Annotated in this window: 22 protein-coding genes; 9 read left to right on the top strand and 13 right to left on the bottom strand. The window is 38.1% G+C overall.

Annotated elements, in window-relative coordinates; genetic code table 11:
- Window positions 1–5 precede the first annotated feature (5 nt).
- The 5 genes from FN924_RS06525 to FN924_RS06505 all read right to left on the bottom strand — a co-directional run bounded on the left by FN924_RS06525 (window position 6) and on the right by FN924_RS06505 (window position 4,513).
- Window positions 6–1,037 carry an anti sigma factor C-terminal domain-containing protein gene (locus FN924_RS06525; RefSeq protein ID WP_143892829.1) on the bottom strand — a complete coding sequence of 344 codons (1,032 nt, stop codon included), beginning with the start codon at window positions 1,035–1,037 and terminating at the stop codon, window positions 6–8.
- Window positions 1,034–1,552, bottom strand: coding sequence for an RNA polymerase sigma factor (locus tag FN924_RS06520; protein ID WP_143892827.1), 519 nt, complete (start codon window positions 1,550–1,552; stop codon window positions 1,034–1,036). Before FN924_RS06520 ends, FN924_RS06525 begins: the two co-directional genes overlap by 4 nt.
- A gap of 357 nt (window positions 1,553–1,909) precedes the next feature.
- Window positions 1,910–3,118 carry an EAL domain-containing protein gene (locus FN924_RS06515; RefSeq protein WP_143892825.1) on the bottom strand — a complete coding sequence of 403 codons (1,209 nt, stop codon included), beginning with the start codon at window positions 3,116–3,118 and terminating at the stop codon, window positions 1,910–1,912.
- A 66-nt stretch (window positions 3,119–3,184) separates the two neighbouring features.
- Window positions 3,185–3,547: a cupin domain-containing protein gene (locus FN924_RS06510; protein WP_228409650.1), complete on the bottom strand. Its 363-nt coding sequence runs from the start codon at window positions 3,545–3,547 to the stop codon at window positions 3,185–3,187.
- A gap of 9 nt (window positions 3,548–3,556) precedes the next feature.
- Window positions 3,557–4,513, bottom strand: coding sequence for a DUF4003 family protein (locus FN924_RS06505; protein ID WP_143892822.1), 957 nt, complete (start codon window positions 4,511–4,513; stop codon window positions 3,557–3,559).
- A gap of 114 nt (window positions 4,514–4,627) precedes the next feature.
- Here FN924_RS06505 and FN924_RS06500 point away from each other — a divergent pair, with 114 nt between their 5' ends.
- The 5 genes from FN924_RS06500 to FN924_RS06480 all read left to right on the top strand — a co-directional run bounded on the left by FN924_RS06500 (window position 4,628) and on the right by FN924_RS06480 (window position 9,177).
- Window positions 4,628–5,350: a DUF421 domain-containing protein gene (locus tag FN924_RS06500; RefSeq protein WP_143892820.1), complete on the top strand. Its 723-nt coding sequence runs from the start codon at window positions 4,628–4,630 to the stop codon at window positions 5,348–5,350.
- Window positions 5,351–5,511: 161 nt separating this feature from the next.
- Window positions 5,512–6,441, top strand: a complete 930-nt coding sequence (locus FN924_RS06495) for an ABC transporter ATP-binding protein (RefSeq protein WP_143892818.1) — start codon at window positions 5,512–5,514, stop codon at window positions 6,439–6,441.
- Complete coding sequence (locus FN924_RS06490) at window positions 6,441–7,562, top strand: ABC transporter permease (protein WP_228409604.1); 1,122 nt, start codon at window positions 6,441–6,443, stop codon at window positions 7,560–7,562. Before FN924_RS06495 ends, FN924_RS06490 begins: the two co-directional genes overlap by 1 nt.
- Before the next feature lie 160 nt (window positions 7,563–7,722).
- Window positions 7,723–8,133, top strand: a complete 411-nt coding sequence (locus tag FN924_RS19095; RefSeq protein WP_194709698.1) for a hypothetical protein — start codon at window positions 7,723–7,725, stop codon at window positions 8,131–8,133.
- A gap of 315 nt (window positions 8,134–8,448) precedes the next feature.
- Window positions 8,449–9,177, top strand: a complete 729-nt coding sequence (locus FN924_RS06480; RefSeq protein ID WP_228409603.1) for a YwaF family protein — start codon at window positions 8,449–8,451, stop codon at window positions 9,175–9,177.
- Here FN924_RS06480 and FN924_RS06475 read toward each other — a convergent pair.
- The 3 genes from FN924_RS06475 to FN924_RS06465 form a co-directional block, all read right to left on the bottom strand.
- On the bottom strand, window positions 9,174–9,902 hold the full coding sequence (locus FN924_RS06475; protein ID WP_143892816.1) for a YkgJ family cysteine cluster protein: 729 nt from the start codon (window positions 9,900–9,902) through the stop codon (window positions 9,174–9,176). The genes FN924_RS06480 and FN924_RS06475 overlap by 4 nt on opposite strands.
- A gap of 82 nt (window positions 9,903–9,984) precedes the next feature.
- On the bottom strand, window positions 9,985–10,638 hold the full coding sequence (locus tag FN924_RS06470) for a ribonuclease H family protein (RefSeq protein ID WP_143892814.1): 654 nt from the start codon (window positions 10,636–10,638) through the stop codon (window positions 9,985–9,987).
- Between the two features lie 159 nt (window positions 10,639–10,797).
- Entirely contained in the window at window positions 10,798–11,088 is a 291-nt protein-coding gene (locus FN924_RS06465) for a hypothetical protein (protein ID WP_143892812.1), read from the bottom strand.
- A gap of 343 nt (window positions 11,089–11,431) precedes the next feature.
- On the opposite strand from FN924_RS06465, the gene FN924_RS06460 reads away from it, so the two are divergent.
- Window positions 11,432–11,986, top strand: coding sequence for a DNA-3-methyladenine glycosylase family protein (locus FN924_RS06460; protein ID WP_143892810.1), 555 nt, complete (start codon window positions 11,432–11,434; stop codon window positions 11,984–11,986).
- Window positions 11,987–12,126: 140 nt separating this feature from the next.
- Here FN924_RS06460 and FN924_RS06455 read toward each other — a convergent pair whose 3' ends face one another.
- Window positions 12,127–13,035 carry a TetR/AcrR family transcriptional regulator gene (locus FN924_RS06455; protein WP_158633953.1) on the bottom strand — a complete coding sequence of 303 codons (909 nt, stop codon included), beginning with the start codon at window positions 13,033–13,035 and terminating at the stop codon, window positions 12,127–12,129.
- A 227-nt stretch (window positions 13,036–13,262) separates the two neighbouring features.
- Here FN924_RS06455 and FN924_RS06450 point away from each other — a divergent pair, with 227 nt between their 5' ends.
- Window positions 13,263–16,406, top strand: coding sequence for an efflux RND transporter permease subunit (locus tag FN924_RS06450; RefSeq protein WP_143892807.1), 3,144 nt, complete (start codon window positions 13,263–13,265; stop codon window positions 16,404–16,406).
- Window positions 16,407–16,501: 95 nt separating this feature from the next.
- Here the strand turns inward: FN924_RS06450 and FN924_RS06445 are convergent, their stop codons facing one another.
- The 4 genes from FN924_RS06445 to FN924_RS06430 form a co-directional block, all read right to left on the bottom strand.
- Window positions 16,502–17,254: a GTP pyrophosphokinase gene (locus tag FN924_RS06445; RefSeq protein ID WP_143892805.1), complete on the bottom strand. Its 753-nt coding sequence runs from the start codon at window positions 17,252–17,254 to the stop codon at window positions 16,502–16,504.
- A 195-nt stretch (window positions 17,255–17,449) separates the two neighbouring features.
- Entirely contained in the window at window positions 17,450–17,722 is a 273-nt protein-coding gene (locus FN924_RS06440; RefSeq protein ID WP_143892803.1) for a hypothetical protein, read from the bottom strand.
- Between the two features lie 117 nt (window positions 17,723–17,839).
- The gene (sspO, locus tag FN924_RS06435; protein WP_143892801.1) at window positions 17,840–17,995 is read right to left on the bottom strand and encodes a small acid-soluble spore protein O; all 156 of its coding nucleotides are present in this window, start codon (window positions 17,993–17,995) and stop codon (window positions 17,840–17,842) included.
- A gap of 104 nt (window positions 17,996–18,099) precedes the next feature.
- A complete protein-coding gene (locus FN924_RS06430) occupies window positions 18,100–18,450 on the bottom strand; it encodes a hypothetical protein (RefSeq protein ID WP_143892799.1) in 351 nt (116 codons plus the stop codon).
- 127 nt (window positions 18,451–18,577) lie between these two features.
- Here FN924_RS06430 and FN924_RS06425 point away from each other — a divergent pair, with 127 nt between their 5' ends.
- A complete protein-coding gene (locus FN924_RS06425) occupies window positions 18,578–19,039 on the top strand; it encodes a divergent PAP2 family protein (RefSeq protein WP_143892798.1) in 462 nt (153 codons plus the stop codon).
- Between the two features lie 109 nt (window positions 19,040–19,148).
- Window positions 19,149–19,877 (top strand): DsbA family oxidoreductase, encoded by a 729-nt coding sequence (locus FN924_RS06420; RefSeq protein WP_143892796.1) that lies wholly within the window; start codon window positions 19,149–19,151, stop codon window positions 19,875–19,877.
- The last annotated feature ends 1 nt before the right edge of the window (window position 19,878 follow it).

Raw genomic sequence — 19,878 nt, 5'->3', positions numbered from 1 at the left:
TCTTTTTATTCGGACCAATTCCACACTTCAATCCCACCTAATTGGAATTGATGGAATTTCTCTTCGTCCTTTAACTTTTCTATTTCTCTAATCGGTCCCGTTACAATAGCGCCAAAAACCTTCATTTCATGTTCATTTAGATAAGCCAATCTTTTTTGATCGATTCCTTTATTCGGATAGTTCCCATGTTCTACTAGCCATTTCATGTCATCATAAAAGCTTTCTATGGATTGTTGTAGTGCTTCTTTATTTGTTAAATCATGATAAGAAGAAGAAATCTGATGTTTTTCATCATACTCCACGGCTGGTCTGAGAAGAAGCGGAGAAATCATGGTAAACTGACCGGATTGAGCATAGTTTACTTCCACTTCATTCATCTCACCGCCAAATACTGCCATTTGATAAATAGAAAGATCATATTCTGCCAACATGGAACGAAGTTGTTCTGGTTCCATGCTTTCCGTAGTAGAAAAAGCAATTTCCGCAACATATCCATCTTCTATTTTTTCAATCTGTTCTTTAAAAATTGGATCCTCACCCGTTCTACCTGTTACCGGTTTTCCCATAAGGTCTGGAGGAAGAAAAAAAGTGGGAACCATATCTTCCTCTACATACTTTTTAGTTAAATCAACCGTATAATGAAGCTTTCCGAATAACCCATCTTTCGCCGACACATCGCCTATCACAACATCCCAATTCCCGACGCTTTGATATAACGGAATGGATGTTTTTTTAGTTAATAGCGATGTAATCTCTGCAGAATCTCGGGCTCCGTACTTATCTACTTCTACACCTGGATAGTGTGTTTCCACTAACGTCGTAACGATTCGATTAAATTGATTCCCTTTTCCGGATATATTATAGAAAATTTCCACTGGAACCATATACAAAAAATAGATTAACAAAAGCAACAATAATGTTCGAATTACAGTAAAACCAATAGATAGCCTTGTTTTCCAGACCATTTTCTTCGCCTTTTTCTTATCCACTAATTCTTCTTGTTCCTTCCATTCTGACAACACATCTTCTTCTTTCAATCTGTGGCTCCTCCTTTCTGCTTCTGATCCAACTCTCGGAATCTTTGCCTTGCCCGGTGAAGTGTTACCTTTACTTGACTCTCGGTTAGACTCAATGCTGTAGCCAATTCCTTGTAACTAAAATCGTGTATTTCTCTTAAATAAAGAATCGTCTGCATCCGTTCTGGAAGCATTCCTAACAGTTCCTCTAGTTCTCGCTGCCGGTCTTTGAATTCGAGTTGTCGTTCTGGATTCCCTAGCTGACTTGTATTCTGGTACTCTACTTGAATACGCTCCATCATCCGTTGCTCGGATTTTGATTTTCTCGTCCAATCAATGTACAAGTTTCGAGCAACTTTAAACAGCCATGCCTTGGCTTGTAGAACATTTTGGACCTTTAGAGATACCATGGCACGATAAAACGTCTCTTGCAAGAGTTCTTCCGCCGTCTCGGGATTCCTGCTCATTTGTAATAAATACCGATAGAGAGGGAGACGATACTGCTCAAATAACTCCGAAAAATTATATTTCTTCATCGACCTCCCCCTTCTCTCTTACTTAAAACGAAGCTGAATAAAAAATGTTACATGATTTCGCGAAAAAATATCGGGTGGTGCCTGTCACCACCCGGTTTTTGTCTCAATATGTCGAACGTACAAATTCTTGAATGGGCGTTAATAAATCAGCGCGGAAGGTTAAGAACAGTCATTCAACGTTAATAAATGGAATCGTACGTTAAGAATCGATAAAGGCAATCTTAATTTCTACTCTACTCAAATTTTCCAGGCTATAATCAAAGTGATTCGGGAAGTGACAGTCACCACCCGAAGGGTGTCGAAGGATGTCAACTCTAGGTACAGAAAAAATCAGGCGGGACCTGCCACCTGATTCAATCAGATTAATAAGGATTCATTTTCATAGATAAAGGAATAGCGGATATCGATAAATAAAAAGTAGTGATCATTTACAGGAAAGCTAAAGGTTCGAATCATTTCTCTTGTTTCGATATCCGAGTATATATCCGATAAAATGCCTCTACTCCATGTTTTCATTTGCATCATATTTTCTAAGAAGTACGGACGGAATGCCCAATTAGAGCCTTTTTTATCCTCTTCTTTTTCCCAATCCGCTTCTCGTTTCCGAAAGTTAGAGGATACTTGCTGACCATTGCCATCACAAACATACATCCGAAAACTCTCTTCTTCAAATCGTTTTGTAATATCATCGATAAAGCTATCCACTTTCTTAGCATCCCACTGTGGTAGGAGCTCCTTCACACGGTTTTCCCAATTAATTAAGTAAGCTAAGCGCTGCTCAATTAACCTCTTTTCCCGGGAAATATAATCATTCACCTTCCCGCCAAGATCAACCGCTAACGTCTCTTCATCTGCTAATTCAAAATTTGGTCGAGCTAAATAATATCCTTGGTAATAACGACCACCATGCTTCCATGCATAATATAATTGGTAATCGTCCTCAATATATTCAAATAAAAAAGCTGCACCTATACGCCGTGCTAGGATCGAAAGAGAACGAATCACGTCCTGAAATCCATCGGAATTATTCCGGAAAATTCGAGTATCAATTTTTAGAATATGTGGTTCGAGCTGCCTTAAACGCTCAATGTTAGAACTCTTCGCCCCAATTCGGTCTACCGCAATTTGGATGCCATACGTCTTATAATAGAGAAGCAAATGACTTAACCGTTCAAATTCTTCATCAAAATCATGCTCCGTCACTTCAATGACGATCCGCTTCATAGAAAATCCCTTCTCTTCATATTGAAGAAGCGTTTGAAGCAAATCTTCTCCATCGTTCACCATCAGTTGTGGCGCGCTACGATTGATACATAAATACCCCTCTTTTTCTGTCTCTATAAATTCCTGAATCGCTAATTCCAACAGATGCTGGTCGACATCTACTTTAAATTCGTCGGGAACATCGTCATCATGAAAAAAAGTGCTAAGACTTACCCATTCCTCGCCATTGAAGTAGCGACCAAGCAATTCATAGCCAACTACATTGTGCCGAATCGCACTTACAATCGGCTGATAAACAGGTTTAACATTATGTAAATTCCCTATAATATCAAGTGGATCCATTCGTCTCTTCCCCCTCTCATGAGACTTTTATTTTACCACATTTAGGGAGAATTGACGTACTGAAACTTATAGTGTTGGGAGGTCTGTAACGGTTCTTTCCGTAATCTCAGTTCCTGTGTTTAATGTCGTTTTCGGTTCCACAAATAGGACATGTACTTCTTCTTTAGCGATTGGTAAATGCTCCACTCCTCTAGGAACGATAAAAAATTCACCTTCCTCTAGCCAAATATCCTTATCTCGTAGTCTAAGAAGTAGTCGCCCCTTGATTACGAAAAACATTTCATCCTCTTTTTCATGATAATGCCATTCAAACTCTCCCTTTAGTTTGGCCAGTTTGATATGCGCGTCATTCACTTCTCCAACTATTTTCGGGCTCCAATGCTCATTAAAAAGCTTGAATTTTTCAGTTACATTTACTTTATCCATAATAAACTCCCTTCAATTGCTACTTATTCCTCCCATTGCACCTATCCATGCCGCTGTCGAAGCTGCTTCTTGAGCTTGCACGATAGATTCAATCGTCGTTGTTAGTCCAGTTAACATGATTTCATTCTGCTCAAATTGGTCACTAACTATAATGTTTACAGCCATTAACAGGTTTAAATCTTCATTCCAAATGAATGCCTCTACTTCATTTAACTCGTTCCAAGTTGATTGGATAATAGGCAGTAAGCTTTCTCCATTGTTCACAAAAGCTAGTAGTCCAATTACTGGATAGTACATACGTTTTCGTTTTATCCCAAAGTCTTCTAGTGCATGTAGAATGGTAGCACACCGTTGGATTAATATAGACCGATTGATACCATTATCCAATGATAAGATATGGCTTAGAAATTGCAAGGCATCTCCTTTTTTAAACCCACGTTTATTCAGTTCCGAGTAAAAATACTCCATTGTTTCGATTAGTTCCCTTACACTTCCTTCTTCCTTAGCGAGTAATGCTGCTAATGGATAATCACTGTTCGATGTTATAAAAGAATGTTCTTTACGCATGGCATCATATATATGTCGCGCTCTTTCTGCAAGGAAATTATTGTCCCCTTCATCTAGTAGAACTGTAGCCGCAATATAAGAAAATTCATTCCTCCAGAATCCGGCACGATCTAAAGCTTCAAAAGCTTCTAACATCGAAGAAAAAGCTTTTTCAGGATGGTCGTAGCCAGTATCTATTTTTGCTGCCAGTACGTAGCGATGATTAGATTTCAATGGTGAAAAAACGGACGCTGCATACTTTATATAGTCACTTAACATGCGGAATCTATTCCAGTCAAAAGGTTTATTTTGTATCACATACGTAGCAGCAATCAGCATGAGACTTCGCTTATTCATAGGCCTCCACTTCATTTTCTTCTTTAAATTCAGAAAGGTAGCAACATATTGCTCTCTCTTGTTCATAGTACCCACCCTACTTATCCTTTCTTTTTCTTACGATTTATAGGAGGAAAAGTTCCGTATGGTTTTATATGACTAACTCATACTAAAAAAAATTCCGAAGAAGGATGTTGTGCTATGGACTTCTTAAAAGATTCATTATTAGTGTTAGGAAGAATTGCTACGATTTTACCTCTCCTCCTTTTTATCACTTTATTCATGGGTAAACGCGCGATTGGCCAACTTCCGGTTTTCGATTTCTTAATCGTTGTCACACTAGGTGCGGTTGTAGGGGCAGATATTGCGGATCCGAAAATCGAACATCTTCCAACTGCAGTAGCTATCGTTGGACTTGGCATCCTACAACGAATTGTGGCGAATTGGAAATTGAAAAGCAAACGCTTCGATAAATGGGTCACATTTGAACCAACCGTCATCATTCAAGATGGAAAAATGATTCCAGAAAATTTGAAGCGAATTCGTTACACGATTGATAATGCCTTAGAAATGTTACGTGAAAAGAATATCTTTGATATAAATGAAGTCGAATTGGCAATTGTAGAAGCCAACGGTGCCTTAAGTGTTTTAAAAAAACCTGAAAAATCCACTGCTACTAAAGCAGATGTAGAAGCGACCAATCTCATTTCCGCTGTTTCCTTTCCTGTCATCATAGAAGGGATGATTAATCAAGATACGCTTACCCACTTTCAATTAGAAGAAAGCTGGCTTTCCACTCAATTAGAAAGTAACGGCATTACTCAAATTGAAGATGTCTTTTTAGCCACAATCGATGCAAATCATTCTTTACAAGTGACCTTAAAGAATGGCGTTATCCCAGCCATCCCTCCCATTACAAATTAAGTAAGGATCTACCTTTAGACAAACAGGTAGATTCTTTTTCACGGAACTATTTGTCTTTTATTTCGTACGTACTGTTAATTGTGAAAATTTAAAAAAGAGAAAGCCTTTATAAAAATTTTCCGATACAATAGTTCTAGATGTGAAAAAAGGGAGGAGAAGGAATGGCGGTTTTAGAAGTGAAAAACCTCAAAAAATCGTTTGGCTCCATCCAGGCTGTCCGCGATATTAGTTTTACTGTGGAAGCTGGAGAGGTATTTACCATAATCGGGCCAAACGGAGCTGGAAAAACTACTACACTAGAAATGATAGAAGGCTTAGTACCCCCTGACCAAGGAGACATTCGATACGAACATTTAACCTGGGAGAAGGACGCGGATGCGATTAAGATGCGAATTGGCGTACAACCTCAATCGAGTGCGATGTTTGACTTATTGACTTCTAAAGAAAATCTCGATTTATTTGCGACATTTTACAATGTAGCACGTACCACGGAAGAAATTTTAGAGATTGTAAATCTGACCGATCATCAACACAATCAAGTAAAGAAGCTTTCTGGTGGACAGCGGCAACGTTTAGCCATCGGGCTTGCCATGATTAGTGACCCTGACATCATTTTCCTCGACGAACCTACAACTGGTCTAGATCCTCAAGCACGCCGAAACATTTGGGATATTGTGCTTCAACTAAAAAAATTCGGCAAAACAACAATACTTACGACTCATTATATGGATGAAGCTGAAAAATTAAGCGATCGCGTTTGTATCGTCGATCAAGGGAAAATTGTGACCCTAGATACTCCAGCCGCACTTATTGAACGACTCACCCTAGAGCGAGAAGTCAAACTATCCTTCTTAGATGGAGAAAATGCTGCTAAAGAAGCAACCGTAGTTTGCGATAACTTAGAGTCTGTTTCCAAAGTGGAACGAGAAGGTACGTCGTTAACACTTTGGACCGCGAATCCTGAGGATGCACTTTACGAATTATTTGGTTTTACGAAAGAAAAAGGATTTAAGGTCGAGCAAGTAGCAATTCGTGAAATGAGCTTAGAAGACGTCTTTATCTCCTTTACTGGAAAGGAGTGGAGAGATTAATGAAAAATTTCAATCAGTTTAAAATGATGTTTTCTGCACAATTGAAAATGACTTTACGGGAAAGGCAAGCGTGGTTCTGGGGAATCTTCTTTCCAGTGATTTTAATGGTTATTTTCATGGTGATTTTCGGCGGGGATTCAAATGATGAATTCCAAACAGAGGTCGCAGTTGTAAGTGAAGGGTCGAACCAAACATCCGAAATGCTGCTAAAACAAATGAAACAGCTATCTGTGTTGGGCATAAAAGAAGAGGAACCAGTTAGTTTTCAAAAGGCTAAGGAATGGGTAGAAGATGGAGAAGTGGATGCTGCCATTGTCTTACCGAAAACCGCAGAAGACACATCCTTAAAGTTGGTTGTTAATAAAGAAGACGAACAAGGAACAACGACACAAGCCATTTCCGGAATACTCGATCAATTTATACAACAAGCCAATTTAGCAGCTGCTGGCGTTACACCTACCTATAAATTAGAATTTGAGTCCGTATCTTCCAGTACGAATGAGTTAGACTACACGGATTTCCTTTTAACCGGAATGATTGCTTTAGCCATTGCCCAGGGTGGTCTATTCGGTATGGTGGATATGGTGGAAATGCGAAGAAAAGGCTTAATCAAACGTCTACGAATGACACCTGCTAAAATGGGAATCTTCGGCTTAAGTGATATGGTCATGCGAATGCTCTTTAGTGTCATTCAAATTGTTTTATTATCGCTTATCGGTGTTCTCATCTTTGGTGCTCATCTTTATATTGATTTTCTAAGTCTTGTTACTGTATTTTTACTTGGCGCACTTTCGTTTAATGCCATTGGCTATTTCATTTCCTCGTTTAGTAAAACAACCGAAGCTTATATGGGTGTTGCCAACATTACGAGTTTTCTTATGATGTTTTTAAGCGGCGTCTTCTTCCCCATCGAGACCATGCCGGAGTGGATTCAGCCAGTTTCTAGTATTCTTCCACTCACGTATTTTGCTGAAGGGCTAAGAGACAGTATGGTGTATCAAACAGGCATTACGACTAGCTCGTTCTGGATCGGAATTGGAATTATTGTTCTTTGGGGAGCACTTTCCTACATGATTGGCTCCTTGCTCTATAAAAATAAATCTATTGTTGCGACAAGGTAATCTACAAACGGTCTGCCATAGGCAGATCGTTTTATTTTCCTTTTAATAGGCATTTTCCTCATTCCTCTCCATATCTCTTTTCATACACTACATACAGTAGATAATCAGATTAAGACTGACCATCTACTTCTCTGATTCATCTCTTAAAAGGAGGTTTCTTATGATTGACGTTAGTCAATTAAACCCCGCCAATCTCGCAACAATGTCCGCAATTGTTGCAGCGTTGGTAACGGTACTTGGGAATTCCTTCAACATCCCTACACGCTATCGATCACTCATAGCCATTGGAATCGGTATGCTTTTAGTCTTTTTACCACAATCCCTTTTAAATAAAGTACTAACAGCCTTCGTTATTGGCTTGACGGCAAGTGGGGTTTATAGCCAAGTAAAACCATTAAACTTGTTTCAGAAAGCAACAAATGGGACAGTTCCCAGTTTACTTTCCAATCTATTTACTAAAAAGGCACCAAAAAACACGACACAGGAATCTTCTAGTTCAAATTCCTACATCCCATCAGATAACGAACCAACTAACTCCGCTAAAACGGAACACCGAATTAGTGCTCGATAGAAATAAAGGGGCTGGGACATAACGAAAAGCCGAAAAGCCGAACAACAGCCTATACTAGCTCCGGAAATATACGTAGACTCCAGCGGGAGAAAAGGCATCGGTGAGACCCCACCGTGCGTCAGCATGAGGAGGCTCACCAGCTGCCCGTGGAAAGCGTCGTATATTTCCGGAGCGGGGTATAGGCACTAATTATAATTGTTCGTTTTTTTATTGCTTCCTATACTTTTGTCTCAACCTCTTTATTTACATACTCAAACATAGAATATAGAAGACAAGTATGCTAGGTTATGAGTATGGAAGAAAAGAGGTGATTTCTTGTCAGCTTGGTTTGGACCATCCATTCACGAAACTTTTATCCCTTTTAGCTTAAGTCATAATCTTATGCTCGCTCTCTATTTCATCGGTATTTTATGGATGATTATGTTACGTAAGGAGTTAAAGCTTCCTTCCACTCTATCCCAAACAATCCGGTGGAGTTTTTTCATTCTGTTGATACTGTCTGAATTTACATATCAATGGTGGGCAGCAGTCAATGATGTTTGGAATTTACAGGAACATATGCCACTTCATCTTTGTGGAGTTGCCTCGATTACCGGAATGCTTTCTCTTCTTACGTATAATAAAAGACTTGTTAGGTTTACCTTTTTTATCGGGATCATCCCTGCTTTTCTTGCATTGATTACTCCAGAATTATATTACGGCTATGACCATTACCGCTTCTGGAAGTTTTTCATCCACCACATCGTCATATCATGGACTGGCTTATATTTAATCTTATCTAGTTCTATCCGTATTACACTCCGTTCTGTTATCCAATCATTTATGTACTTAGTGTTTTATGCCTGTGTAATTGGATTTATCATTAATCCATTGCTTGACTCTAACTATTTGTACTTGTCGAACAAACCTACTGCTTCTACACCATTAGATTTATTAGGATCTGGATTTTCGTACTATATTAATCTCGGTTTAGTTGCTTTAACCGTGTTCTTGCTCTTATATGGTTGTTATCGATTCTTTCAGAAAAAAACGAAAGCCAGCTAGGCTTTCGTTTTAAACCAATGAAAAATATAGTCTTCTTGATACATATCATCTGGATATTGAATAAATCCAGTATCTCCCTCTTCATAAAGAAATTGCAGAAATTCATTTAAGGCACCCATATATTCGTTATACAAAAACTCAAAGCTGATTGTTTCTTTCGGCATCACATGGTCCTCACATACTTTTGGATTTGTATAATTTACGTAGGTGCGACACGGAATCGGTCTAATTTCATAAGCCATACACTGGTTCGTTTCCGTATTTAACATCATACAAGGGATATTTCTTTGACGATACGTTAATTTAAAATCTTTTTCTTCCTCAAAATTTAATTTTTCTAACTCGTCTAACTCATTCTTATACTCTGTAAAATAACCGTCTATATGACGCAGAATCTCCGATTTTCGCGGCTCTGGAAAACAATCAATCGCTTGCTTCATCAGCTTCGCTTCCATTCCATTAATGATGATGGGAAAATAACAGCAAAATGCACACCCTAATCGACAGGTCTGTTCCATTTTTACTGTACGTTCCATTTGAGAGATCTCATCACTTACCAGTTGAAGCAATTCCGAAAAACTTGCTAAAAGCTTATGTTCGGTAGTCGCGTCTCGGTCCGCCCATTTTTCCACAACCTGATAAAACTTCTCTTCATCGATTTCATACATATCATTGAGCTGGGAACATTTATGTTGAATGTCTTCGTACGTTAAATAGGTTTGCATGACTAAACGCTCCTTACTAGATTCACATTCTTCTATTTTGACGGATAGGAGCTATACTTGTAAATAGTAAAAAAACCTAATGTTAAAGCTCGATTGTTCCAGTTATCTCGATTCCATTTAATGCTTGAGAAGCCAATTGGTCCGCTTCTTTATTTTTATTTCTTTGCACATGCTTATAAGTAGCTGAAAATCCTAACTCCTCCAGCTTCTTTTCAATTCGCTCAATCCATTTTAACAACGTCTCTTCATATACAGGCCAATCCTCACTTAATTGATTAATCACCACTTGAGAATCCCCTATAATCTTTATTGGTAGATGATGTGCACCTAGTAACTCTAGTTCTTGAATGGCTAAAAACAACGCTGCATATTCCGCTTCATTATTTGTCTGCAATTCCTCCACTAATGCATTCTTTCGAAGACGCCACGACTTCCCGTTTTGCTCATAGTAAACAGCACAGCCAAGACCTGACTTATTGGAATATTTATCAAAGCCACCATCGAAATAGATCGTAATGTTATGTGGTTCTGTTTCAATCCCTTTTAAATATTTTTTCAGTTCTTTTAAGCTCCATGAATGATCCAAATGATCAACAAATTCAATTTGTTTAGCACGCCCTGTCTTCTCTAAATCTTCCGCTAAAAGCAATGCCTTTGCTGCCTGCATTTCTTCAGAAGTAAAAGAGGTTTCAGCTCCCTTTGGCGTTTGATACGTCAATTCAATGCGGACATCCATTCCATCACCCTTTCATCATATCTTCATTTATAAACGAAACCCAAAGGTATTAAACCAATTACGAAGGAAATCCTTAAATAAATGCTATGTAAACGTTATTGTTTTTGCCCCAAAAAAAGGAACCTTAAATTAGTAAGTTCCTTTTTTTAATAAGTAAAATTATTTTTCAATTTTTAGGATTGTTCTTTGCAACGGGGCTCCTCCCATACTAACATTTCTCTCGATAAGCAGATAATGTTTTCCATCTATCTTAAACCTGCTATTTCCTTTGTAATAGACTTCTTTACCTTCATTTTGAAGCTTGTCTTTAATAGCTTCTACATATTCTTTTTGATTGAAATAGCGTTCTTCGAAATCAATTATTATATTTCCTTTCTTGTAACCCATTAACCAGTTAAATAAGAAAAAAGAACCGATACCTAAAATTATGAAAACAGTGATAGTTAGCATTTATATACCCCCTTATGCGACATATACGTATTAGTCAATAAAAAAGGTTCATAAAAATCCCAATCTTAATAATCTTAAAAGGCTGTTTATTTGGTAATTATTTCTTAAATTCTAATAGTCGACGTATATCATACTTAACACCCCTTGGCGACGATTACTTATACCTCCTTTCTTTGGTGCACCACCACGTTTTCCTTATTCAAAGGGTACGTTTCATCTATTGCTACAATACCTTGGAACTTTGCAAAATCCATCTCTTTAATTGCGAATAACAGGTTATGTCTCTAAAGTTTTTATTTGCAATAGGTTACAATAGGTGTAAAAACTTGAGTGAGGGATGTAGATGAAAAAACTTTATTTCACAATAGATCATGAATTCATTCAGCACCTCATCAACCGTGATCCTGTTTTAAAAAAGTTAATACACAAAATTGGAACAATTGATATTACGCTACAACAAAATTATTATCAGTCCATTGTACAGCAGATTATCGGTCAACAATTGTCTCTCAAAGCTGCTGCTACTATAATTGGCAGAGTGGAGAAGCAATGGAAAAAATTCGACCCAGCTATAATCAACGAGTTAGAAGATGACGTGTTACGTAGTGCAGGTGTATCAAAGCCTAAAATTACATACATCCGGGATTTAACCGAGAAACATTTAACGCAAGAAGTAGACCTCTCCCAGCTTCATCTTCATAGTGACGAGGAAGTCCTCCAACAGTTAACGAGTGTCAAAGGAATAGGAAAATGGACCGCAGAAATGTTTCTCATCTTTTCACTTGGGCGGCTTAATGTACTTTCTTACGGAGATGTGAGCATTCAAAATGCGATTCGCTGGTTATATCAATTGGATAAGAATACCCCTTTAGATTTGGATATTTATCGCGAACGTTAAAGCCCCTATAACACCGTTGCCTCCCTTTATCTATGGGAAGCCATTAATAAAGGACTCCCCAAACAATTCGGGTGGTGACAGGCACGACCCGGTTTTTGTCAAAAAATAGCAGCTCCCCGCATATAGGGAGCTGCTTTGTTTTATAACAAACGCACGTCTAACTTCTGTGATATCCACTTCCGATGTTTATCTAGCTCTGGGATTCCTTTTACATTTGCAAGCATCCCTTGAATGACAAACTTTTTCGGAGTTTCTTTTTTTATTTCTGATGTCAAGAAATCAATAACACCTTGCAATTCCTCTTTTTTATCTTCTGTGACATCTAATTTTGCGATAACTTCTTGCATACGAATTAATTCTTCATTCACCTCATGAACAATCTGTTCCTTTGGAGATGAAATACTAGCATAGGATTTCTGCATTTGTTCCTTCGTAATTAACGGTTCTTCTTTCGCTTCTAAAATTTGATTTACAAGAACATCTAGTCGCTCTACAAGATAAGTAGCTGCACGATGTGGTTCAACTTCTACCGTTTCTTGAATCAGAAGCTGAAGAAGGCTGTTTTTCATCCCTTCAAACAAGACGACAATGTCTACAGTATAAGGATCCACTCTTTCTCCGTAGACCGAAACAAGCACTCGTTCATACCATTTATGAAATTCTATTTCTTTATATCGCAAAAAATCGTACAAGTCTTTATTTAATGTTATAGCTTGTTCCCTTAGCTGTGTCATGATAAAGCTTTTGTGCTTTAATATTTCTTCATACTGTACTTCCAACTGACGAATTAAATTTTCTTTTGGCGTTTTATTAAGATCCTCTGCATCTTGAATCTTTTGATTCATTAATTCGTAGTAGTATTTAAAGATTTCTAACAGCAATTCATCTTTAGAGTGAAAATGCAGATAAAATGCACCTTTTGAAACATCACTACTCTCTGCTATTTCCTGAATTGAAGTCGTGTAAAAACCTTTTTTAGCAAATAAATCGATAGCAGTATTAATTATTTTTTCTTTTTTTTCATTCATATTCCCACTACCTTTATTCATTAGTGACCACCTGGTCATCGAATTATTGACTTAACCATTTCTAACTTTCACCTTATCCTATTTGGGTAAGAAAGGAAAGAGATACATCATAATTTTACTTATAGAAATTTAGAAATTCCAAATGTTCATAAAGAATTAACAATTTATTAATTGCATCTAACTGACTATTCCGTTATATTATACAAAGTAATGACTAGTCAGTCAAAAATAGTTAAGGAGTGTCCTTGTTGAAGAAGATCATTGATTTTTCGCTTAACAATAAGTTTGCCATATGGATACTTACCATTATGGTAACTGCTGCAGGGCTATATTCTGGTTTAAAGATGAAACAGGAAACGATGCCAAACATTACCCTGCCTAACGTTTCAATTATTACGACCTATCCAGGTGCTGCACCAGATGAGGTAGCCAATGAAGTAACAGAACCTATAGAACAACGTGTTCAAAATTTAAGTGGTGTTGAACTCGTTAGCTCCTCTTCTATGGCCAATGCTTCTTCCGTTCAAATCGAGTTCGACTTCGATACGGACATGGATCGAGCAGAAGATGAAGTAAAAGAGGCTTTAGAGGATTTAAGCTTACCAGACGGTGTAAGTAACCCAGATGTTTCAAGATTAAGTCTAAATGCCTTCCCTGTCATGGCATTAAGCGTTAGTAATCCAGACTTATCCTTGGAAGAACTTACGACAGAAGTGGAAGAAAATGTACTACCAGTCTTAGAAGGCGTTGACGGTGTTGCAGACGTTCAAGTGTCTGGTCAACAAGTTCAAGAAGTAAGTATGAAGTTTGACCAAGAGGCATTAGCTCAATATGGATTAACAGAAGATACGGTTAAACAAATCATTCAAGGATCGAATGTATCCTTCCCACTAGGCTTAACAAACTTCGATGGTGAAGTTAAAAATCTAGTAATTGACGGAAATGTAGCGTCCGTTGAAGATTTTAAAAACATTCAAATTCCAATCACCCCTTCTCAGTCTGCAAATCAAGGGCAAGCAGGTGCTACTACGCAAGGCCAACAACAAGGCCAAGCAGGTGGCGCACAACAAGCACAAGCTTCTATGAAGCTCCCAACTGTTGCCTTGGAAGATTTAGCAGCCATTGAAGTAGTGAGTGAATCAGAGTCTATCTCTCGCACAAACGGAGAAGAATCCATTGGGATTCAAATTGTAAAAGCTTCCGACGCAAACACTGTCGAGGTTGTAAATGGGGTTAAAGATAAAATTGGTGATTTCGAAGACGATTTAGGATTAACGGTTACCTCCACATTTGACCAAGGGGAACCAATTGAGGAATCCGTAAGCACGATGCTTAATAAAGCACTTTTTGGAGCCTTGTTTGCGGTTATCATTATCCTTGTTTTCTTAAGAAGCTTTAAGACGACGATTATTTCCGTTATTTCCATTCCGCTATCGCTATTAATGGCAATCTTGTTGTTACATCAAATGGATATTACGTTAAATATCATGACATTAGGGGCACTAACCGTAGCCATTGGTCGTGTTATTGACGACTCTATTGTGGTTATCGAAAATATCTATCGAAGAATGGCGCTCAAAGGGGAGCAATTAAAAGGAAAAGAATTAATCAGGGAAGCAACAAGAGAAATGTTTATCCCAATATGTTCTTCGACTATTGTTACCATCGCTGTATTCCTACCGTTAGGATTAGTTAGCGGTCAAGTCGGAGAAATGTTCTTACCGTTTGCCCTAGCTGTTGTATTCGCATTATTAGCATCCTTGCTTGTAGCCATTACAATCGTGCCGATGCTTGCCCACACTTTATTTAAGAAACGCTTAGAACAAGGCTCTTTAGAAGTAGCGACTGTTCATGAAGAAAAACCAAGTAAGTTAGCTAACTTCTATAAGAGAATACTAGATTGGGCACTGAACCATAAGTGGATAACATTTGGTAGTGCTGTTGTAGTACTAGTAGCAAGTTTATTTTTAGTTCCTATTATCGGAGTAAGCTTCTTACCATCTGACGAACAAAAAATGGTCGTTGCGACTTATAGTCCGGAACCAGGACAAACGAGAGAAGATGTTCAAGCAATAGCTAGTGATGCGGAAGAATTCTTCAGTGGCCGAGATGGTGTTACAACCTATCAGTACTCCATCGGTAACGGTGGCTCCATGTCCATGATGGGGATGGGTAATGATAATTCGGCTCTATTCTTCGTGGAATATGCCGATGACTATGAAAACTTTAGTGAAGAAAGCTCTACCGTGATTGACAAATTAAATGAAACAACGGAAAAAGGAGAATGGGGAACTATTGATTTCGCTACTACAGGTGGTAGCAGTCTTGAATTGTTCGTTTACGGGGACAATCTAGAAGAAATTCAATCCGCTGTTGATGAAATTCTGCCGATTATGGAAGATAGAGACGACCTTGAAAACGTAGAATCTAGTCTTTCAGAGGCTTATGATCAATATACACTGGTTGCGAACCAAGATTCATTAAGTCAATACGGATTAACAGCTGCTCAAATTGGTATGAACTTAAATAGTACTGGTGATGCAGAAGTACTAACAACTGTTAAACATGACGGTGAAGACATCAATGTATATGTGGAAGTAGAAGAAAAAGCATATGAAAGCATTGAAGATGTAAAAAATACAGAAATTCAAACTCCACTAGGAACTACAGTCAAAGTAGAAGATGTCATGGATGTAGAGGAAGAAAAATCTCCGGACACGATTTCTCGACGAAATGGAGATATGTATGCATCGGTATCAGCTGAGGTGCTTTCTAACGATGTAGCTGCGGTTTCTACAGAAGTAAATGAAAAAGTTCGAGATTTAGATTTAGATGGGGTCCGAGTTGAATTCGGTGGGGTTACCGAACAAATCAATGAATCCTTTACACAATTAGGTTTAGCAATGCTCGCTGCAATTGCAATCGTGTACTTTGTACTTGTCGTAACCTTTGGTGGTGCCTTGGCTCCATTTGCGATTTTATTCTCCTTACCGTTTACGATTATCGGTGGATTAGTCGCACTATGGATTGCAGGGGAACCGCTCAGTGTGTCTGCGATGATTGGGGCATTAATGCTGATTGGTATCGTTGTAACGAACGCAATCGTACTTATCGACCGAGTCATCCATAAAGAAAAAGAAGGACTTTCCACTCGCGAAGCGTTATTAGAAGCTGGGGTAACTCGTTTACGTCCAATCTTAATGACAGCTATCGCAACAGTTGGAGCGCTCATCCCATTAGCAATCGGTGCTGAAGGTGGCGGTCTAATCTCGAAAGGATTAGGTGTAACCGTTATTGGTGGGTTAACCAGCTCTACCATACTAACACTTGTTATCGTACCAATTGTGTACGAAGTAACAACGAAATTAAGTCGTAAGAACAAAAAAGCTTAATCGTAACAAATTCGGCCCTTGCAACTAAATGTGCAAGGGCCGAATCTTTTGTAGAAAACAAAGGGTGTACCTTGGTTAGATACACCCTTTCCTCATTATTCTAATAGCTTTAATGAACCATTAAGATCTTTCAAGATGGACTGCATCATATTTTTTGGAAGATCTAACGATAATAAGTCTCCTAGCTCTTCTTCTTCATTCACTTTCTTTAACTGGTTCACTTCTTTATGGATGCTTTCCATCTTTTTATCTAATTCTGCAGCGGAAAATGCCGCATCCTTTAGATCCTTCTTTAATCTATCCGGAATATCCTTATTGTATTTATAGAAAATTTTATGCTCTAAGCTTGCCCAGAAATCCATGGCTATCGTACGTATTTGTAGCTCAACATATACTTCTTCTTCACGATCCGACATAAATACAGGAATTTTTAAGATAAGGTGCAAGCTTTGATATCCATTCGGTTTCGGATTTTTTATATAATCCTTTCGATCAACTAACTCCACATCCTTTTGATTCTCGATCATTTCACTAATACGATAAATATCACTAATAAACGAACAGGAAATTCTAATTCCAGCTATATCCTTGATGTTTTCTTTTATTTCAGGTAGTGAAAAATCAATATTTTTTCTAATTACTTTCTGTAAAATACTCTCGGGTGATTTTAACCTAGAACTACAATGCTCGATTGGATTGTAGTCATGGACATATTGAAACTCTTCCTGTAAGATATTAATTTTTGTATTTAGCTCATCCATAGCAAACTTATACACCATCGTAAACCTCGTAAGTTCGTTGATAGCATCTTTAAACTGCGATAAGTAATTCTGACTTAATAGACTCATTATTAATAGGACTCCTTCTTCGACATCATTTAGACCTCTTGTTTTATCCTACTTATCATGTTAGCACACTTTCAGACCAGAATTCTTTTCAATTCTGTGGAATTTTTGTGGTATGGTGCCTGTCACTTGTCGAATTTTCTTTATTTTTCACAAAAAAATAACCAACTCCTTCATACAGAATTGGTTTACATCTCTTTAATTTTCGCGTCTTTGTTTAAGGAATACAAGAGCAAAATGAATGAGCAAGCCGATAGCAAAACCAACGACAATTCCTAATAGGTCTACTTCGGAAAAAAAACCATTTTCTCCAATCTCAATAGAGAATATGGGCATCCCGAACACCATTGGCTTTGTACTGAATTCCGATATTCCAAATGCAATCAAAACAAGAGGAGTTATAAAAAGTAACATTACACCGAGTATTGCAGAAGCCAATCCATTCTTCATTGCATGGAGGACATGTGCCATGTAATTTCCCCTCCTATATACAGGAAATTCATTACAATTATTATATTATAAACCGCTTGTATAAAACAAGGTGCCTGTCACTTGTCGAATTCGACAAGTGACAGGCACCTGCACTCTTTATTGTCTTTTCTTTGTTTTTTTATTATGTGCTTTTTCCATTGCGGTTAATGGTTCATTCGCTGCCTCATGATCAAATTGTCTGGATAGTTTTTTGCGGACTGCTTGTTCATCACTAGGGCCACTTGTTAATCTGTCTTTTTTACGATCTGCCATTCCAATCACCTCCAATTGTTAGTTTGGCTTAGACGTTATCACAGTATGTACAAAGGAAAGCCAACTAGAGATGATTTGAGAAAATATCCCGTTCTACGAGGATTTTATCTTCTAAACGTTTTTCTAGAAGTACGAACGAATAGCCGATCCAAAACAACAGCAAGAAAAGCAACCCCAACCATTGCAGCAACCATCCGTAGCACGTTCCAATAGGACATTTCATTGTGAACCACATATGTTTTAATTTCTCCCCACGTGTACGTACTATCACTTAGGAAGGTAATTTCGGATTCATTTTTTTCCTCATCATTAGTAACTAACACATCATACTCTTCCAAATTATTATTGTCATAAAACGGGATGTTTCCGTAGGCAAGGCTAATCGATAATGGAATCATACCGAAGACAATGACCACTACGGCAAGAAAAAGCACAACCTTCTTTTTCTTATTCATCGCTTCTGCACCTCCATTACTAGTATATTTACCTCCCTGTTTCTTTTATGTTTAAATAATGAAACAACCTGATAAGTTGAATAAAAGGTCTTATTCTTTCTCATCTTAAGTCTGAGGTGAACACTACATGAATCGTGCAATAGCAACTGCATTAATCGGAATAGGCACAGCACAATTTTTAAAAGTACCCTTGCATTATATGGAAACGGGGAAATGGGACTGGAAAAAACTTTATGGCTCTGGAGACATGCCGAGCTCGCACTCATCTGCTGTCACATCTCTCACCACGTATGTTGCGTTGAAAAAGGGCGTACGGTCCGTTGACTTTGGAATAAGTAGTATTTTCAGTATCATTGTTATGTATGATGCAATGGGCATTCGCTGGCAAGCTGGTGAAATTGCCATAGCGGTAAACGACATGAATGAACAAATGGAAAAGCTTGCACATGAACACCCTGGCTTCTATCATAAAAAGCGAGAAAAAGAGCTAAAAGAAATGTTAGGACACTTGCCAATTGAAGTGGCTGGTGGAGCTGTTTTAGGTGCAGCGATTGGCGCCATTAGTTATCTTGTCGAATCGAAGAAATAACGAAAAGGTGGACCTTAATCGGACAACACTTTAAGGTTTGAGCATATTCTTATCTTCCCTCCCATATCATCTGCTACAATACATGTATCTTGAAATCGAGGTGTTGACTATGAAAGTTGAAGTTTGGTCGGATTTTGTATGTCCGTTTTGCTATATTGGAAAAAGAAGATTAGAGCAAGCATTAGAGCAGCTTCCTTTTAAGGATCAGGTGAATGTCGAGTTTAAAAGCTTCCAACTTGATCCAACTACGCCAGCCTATACAGACAAACATATATACGAGTCCTTAGCTGCTAAATTCGGCACAACGATAGACCAAGTGAAAGAAATGAATAAGGGGCTAATCCAACAAGCTGCTGAAATTGGCTTAATTTATAATTACGATGATATGAAACCAACTAATACATTTGATGCTCATCGACTTGCGAAATATGCAAAAACGGTTGGCAAAGAAGCTGAGTTAACGGAAAAACTCCTTCATGCTTATTTCACAGATAATAAAAACGTAGGAGATACCGATACGTTAGCAGAGCTTGCGGAAACAGTTGGCATGGACAAGGAAAAAGCGTTGGAAACTTTACAAGATAAATCAGCGTATGCAGATGATGTTAAAACGGACGAAAGCACAGCTCGACAAATTGGAGTAACTGGTGTTCCGTTTTTTGTTCTTAACAATAAATATGCCATCTCTGGTGCACAACCATTAGAAACATTTACAAATGCGCTTCAAAAAGTGTGGGACGAAGAGAACCCAAAGCCACAGTTTGAAGACCTTTCTGGAAATGGTGATGGTGGAGTATGTACAGACGATAGTTGTGCTGTCCCCACAGACAAAAATTAAA

The organism is Radiobacillus deserti (assembly GCF_007301515.1).
GTDB classification, from domain to species: Bacteria; Bacillota; Bacilli; order Bacillales; family Amphibacillaceae; genus Radiobacillus; species Radiobacillus deserti.
This window is presented reverse-complemented; position numbering and strand designations above follow the sequence as displayed.

Excerpts from the sequence above, each read along its gene's own strand:
- FN924_RS06495 (WP_143892818.1), top strand. The coding sequence starts at position 5,512 with ATGGCGGTTTTAGAAGTGAAAAACCTCAAAAAATCGTTTGGCTCCATC.
- FN924_RS19095 (WP_194709698.1), top strand. The coding sequence starts at position 7,723 with ATGATTGACGTTAGTCAATTAAACCCCGCCAATCTCGCAACAATGTCC.
- FN924_RS06475 (WP_143892816.1), bottom strand. The coding sequence starts at position 9,902 with ATGCAAACCTATTTAACGTACGAAGACATTCAACATAAATGTTCCCAG.
- FN924_RS06440 (WP_143892803.1), bottom strand. The coding sequence starts at position 17,722 with ATGGCACATGTCCTCCATGCAATGAAGAATGGATTGGCTTCTGCAATA.
- FN924_RS06455 (WP_158633953.1), bottom strand. The coding sequence starts at position 13,035 with ATGAATAAAGGTAGTGGGAATATGAATGAAAAAAAAGAAAAAATAATT.
- FN924_RS06460 (WP_143892810.1), top strand. The coding sequence starts at position 11,432 with ATGAAAAAACTTTATTTCACAATAGATCATGAATTCATTCAGCACCTC.
- FN924_RS06500 (WP_143892820.1), top strand. The coding sequence starts at position 4,628 with ATGGACTTCTTAAAAGATTCATTATTAGTGTTAGGAAGAATTGCTACG.
- FN924_RS06420 (WP_143892796.1), top strand. The coding sequence starts at position 19,149 with ATGAAAGTTGAAGTTTGGTCGGATTTTGTATGTCCGTTTTGCTATATT.
- sspO (WP_143892801.1), bottom strand. The coding sequence starts at position 17,995 with ATGGCAGATCGTAAAAAAGACAGATTAACAAGTGGCCCTAGTGATGAA.
- FN924_RS06425 (WP_143892798.1), top strand. The coding sequence starts at position 18,578 with ATGAATCGTGCAATAGCAACTGCATTAATCGGAATAGGCACAGCACAA.
- FN924_RS06470 (WP_143892814.1), bottom strand. The coding sequence starts at position 10,638 with ATGGATGTCCGCATTGAATTGACGTATCAAACGCCAAAGGGAGCTGAA.
- FN924_RS06465 (WP_143892812.1), bottom strand. The coding sequence starts at position 11,088 with ATGCTAACTATCACTGTTTTCATAATTTTAGGTATCGGTTCTTTTTTC.
- FN924_RS06505 (WP_143892822.1), bottom strand. The coding sequence starts at position 4,513 with ATGAACAAGAGAGAGCAATATGTTGCTACCTTTCTGAATTTAAAGAAG.
- FN924_RS06520 (WP_143892827.1), bottom strand. The coding sequence starts at position 1,552 with ATGAAGAAATATAATTTTTCGGAGTTATTTGAGCAGTATCGTCTCCCT.
- FN924_RS06430 (WP_143892799.1), bottom strand. The coding sequence starts at position 18,450 with ATGAATAAGAAAAAGAAGGTTGTGCTTTTTCTTGCCGTAGTGGTCATT.
- FN924_RS06445 (WP_143892805.1), bottom strand. The coding sequence starts at position 17,254 with ATGAGTCTATTAAGTCAGAATTACTTATCGCAGTTTAAAGATGCTATC.
- FN924_RS06490 (WP_228409604.1), top strand. The coding sequence starts at position 6,441 with ATGAAAAATTTCAATCAGTTTAAAATGATGTTTTCTGCACAATTGAAA.
- FN924_RS06515 (WP_143892825.1), bottom strand. The coding sequence starts at position 3,118 with ATGGATCCACTTGATATTATAGGGAATTTACATAATGTTAAACCTGTT.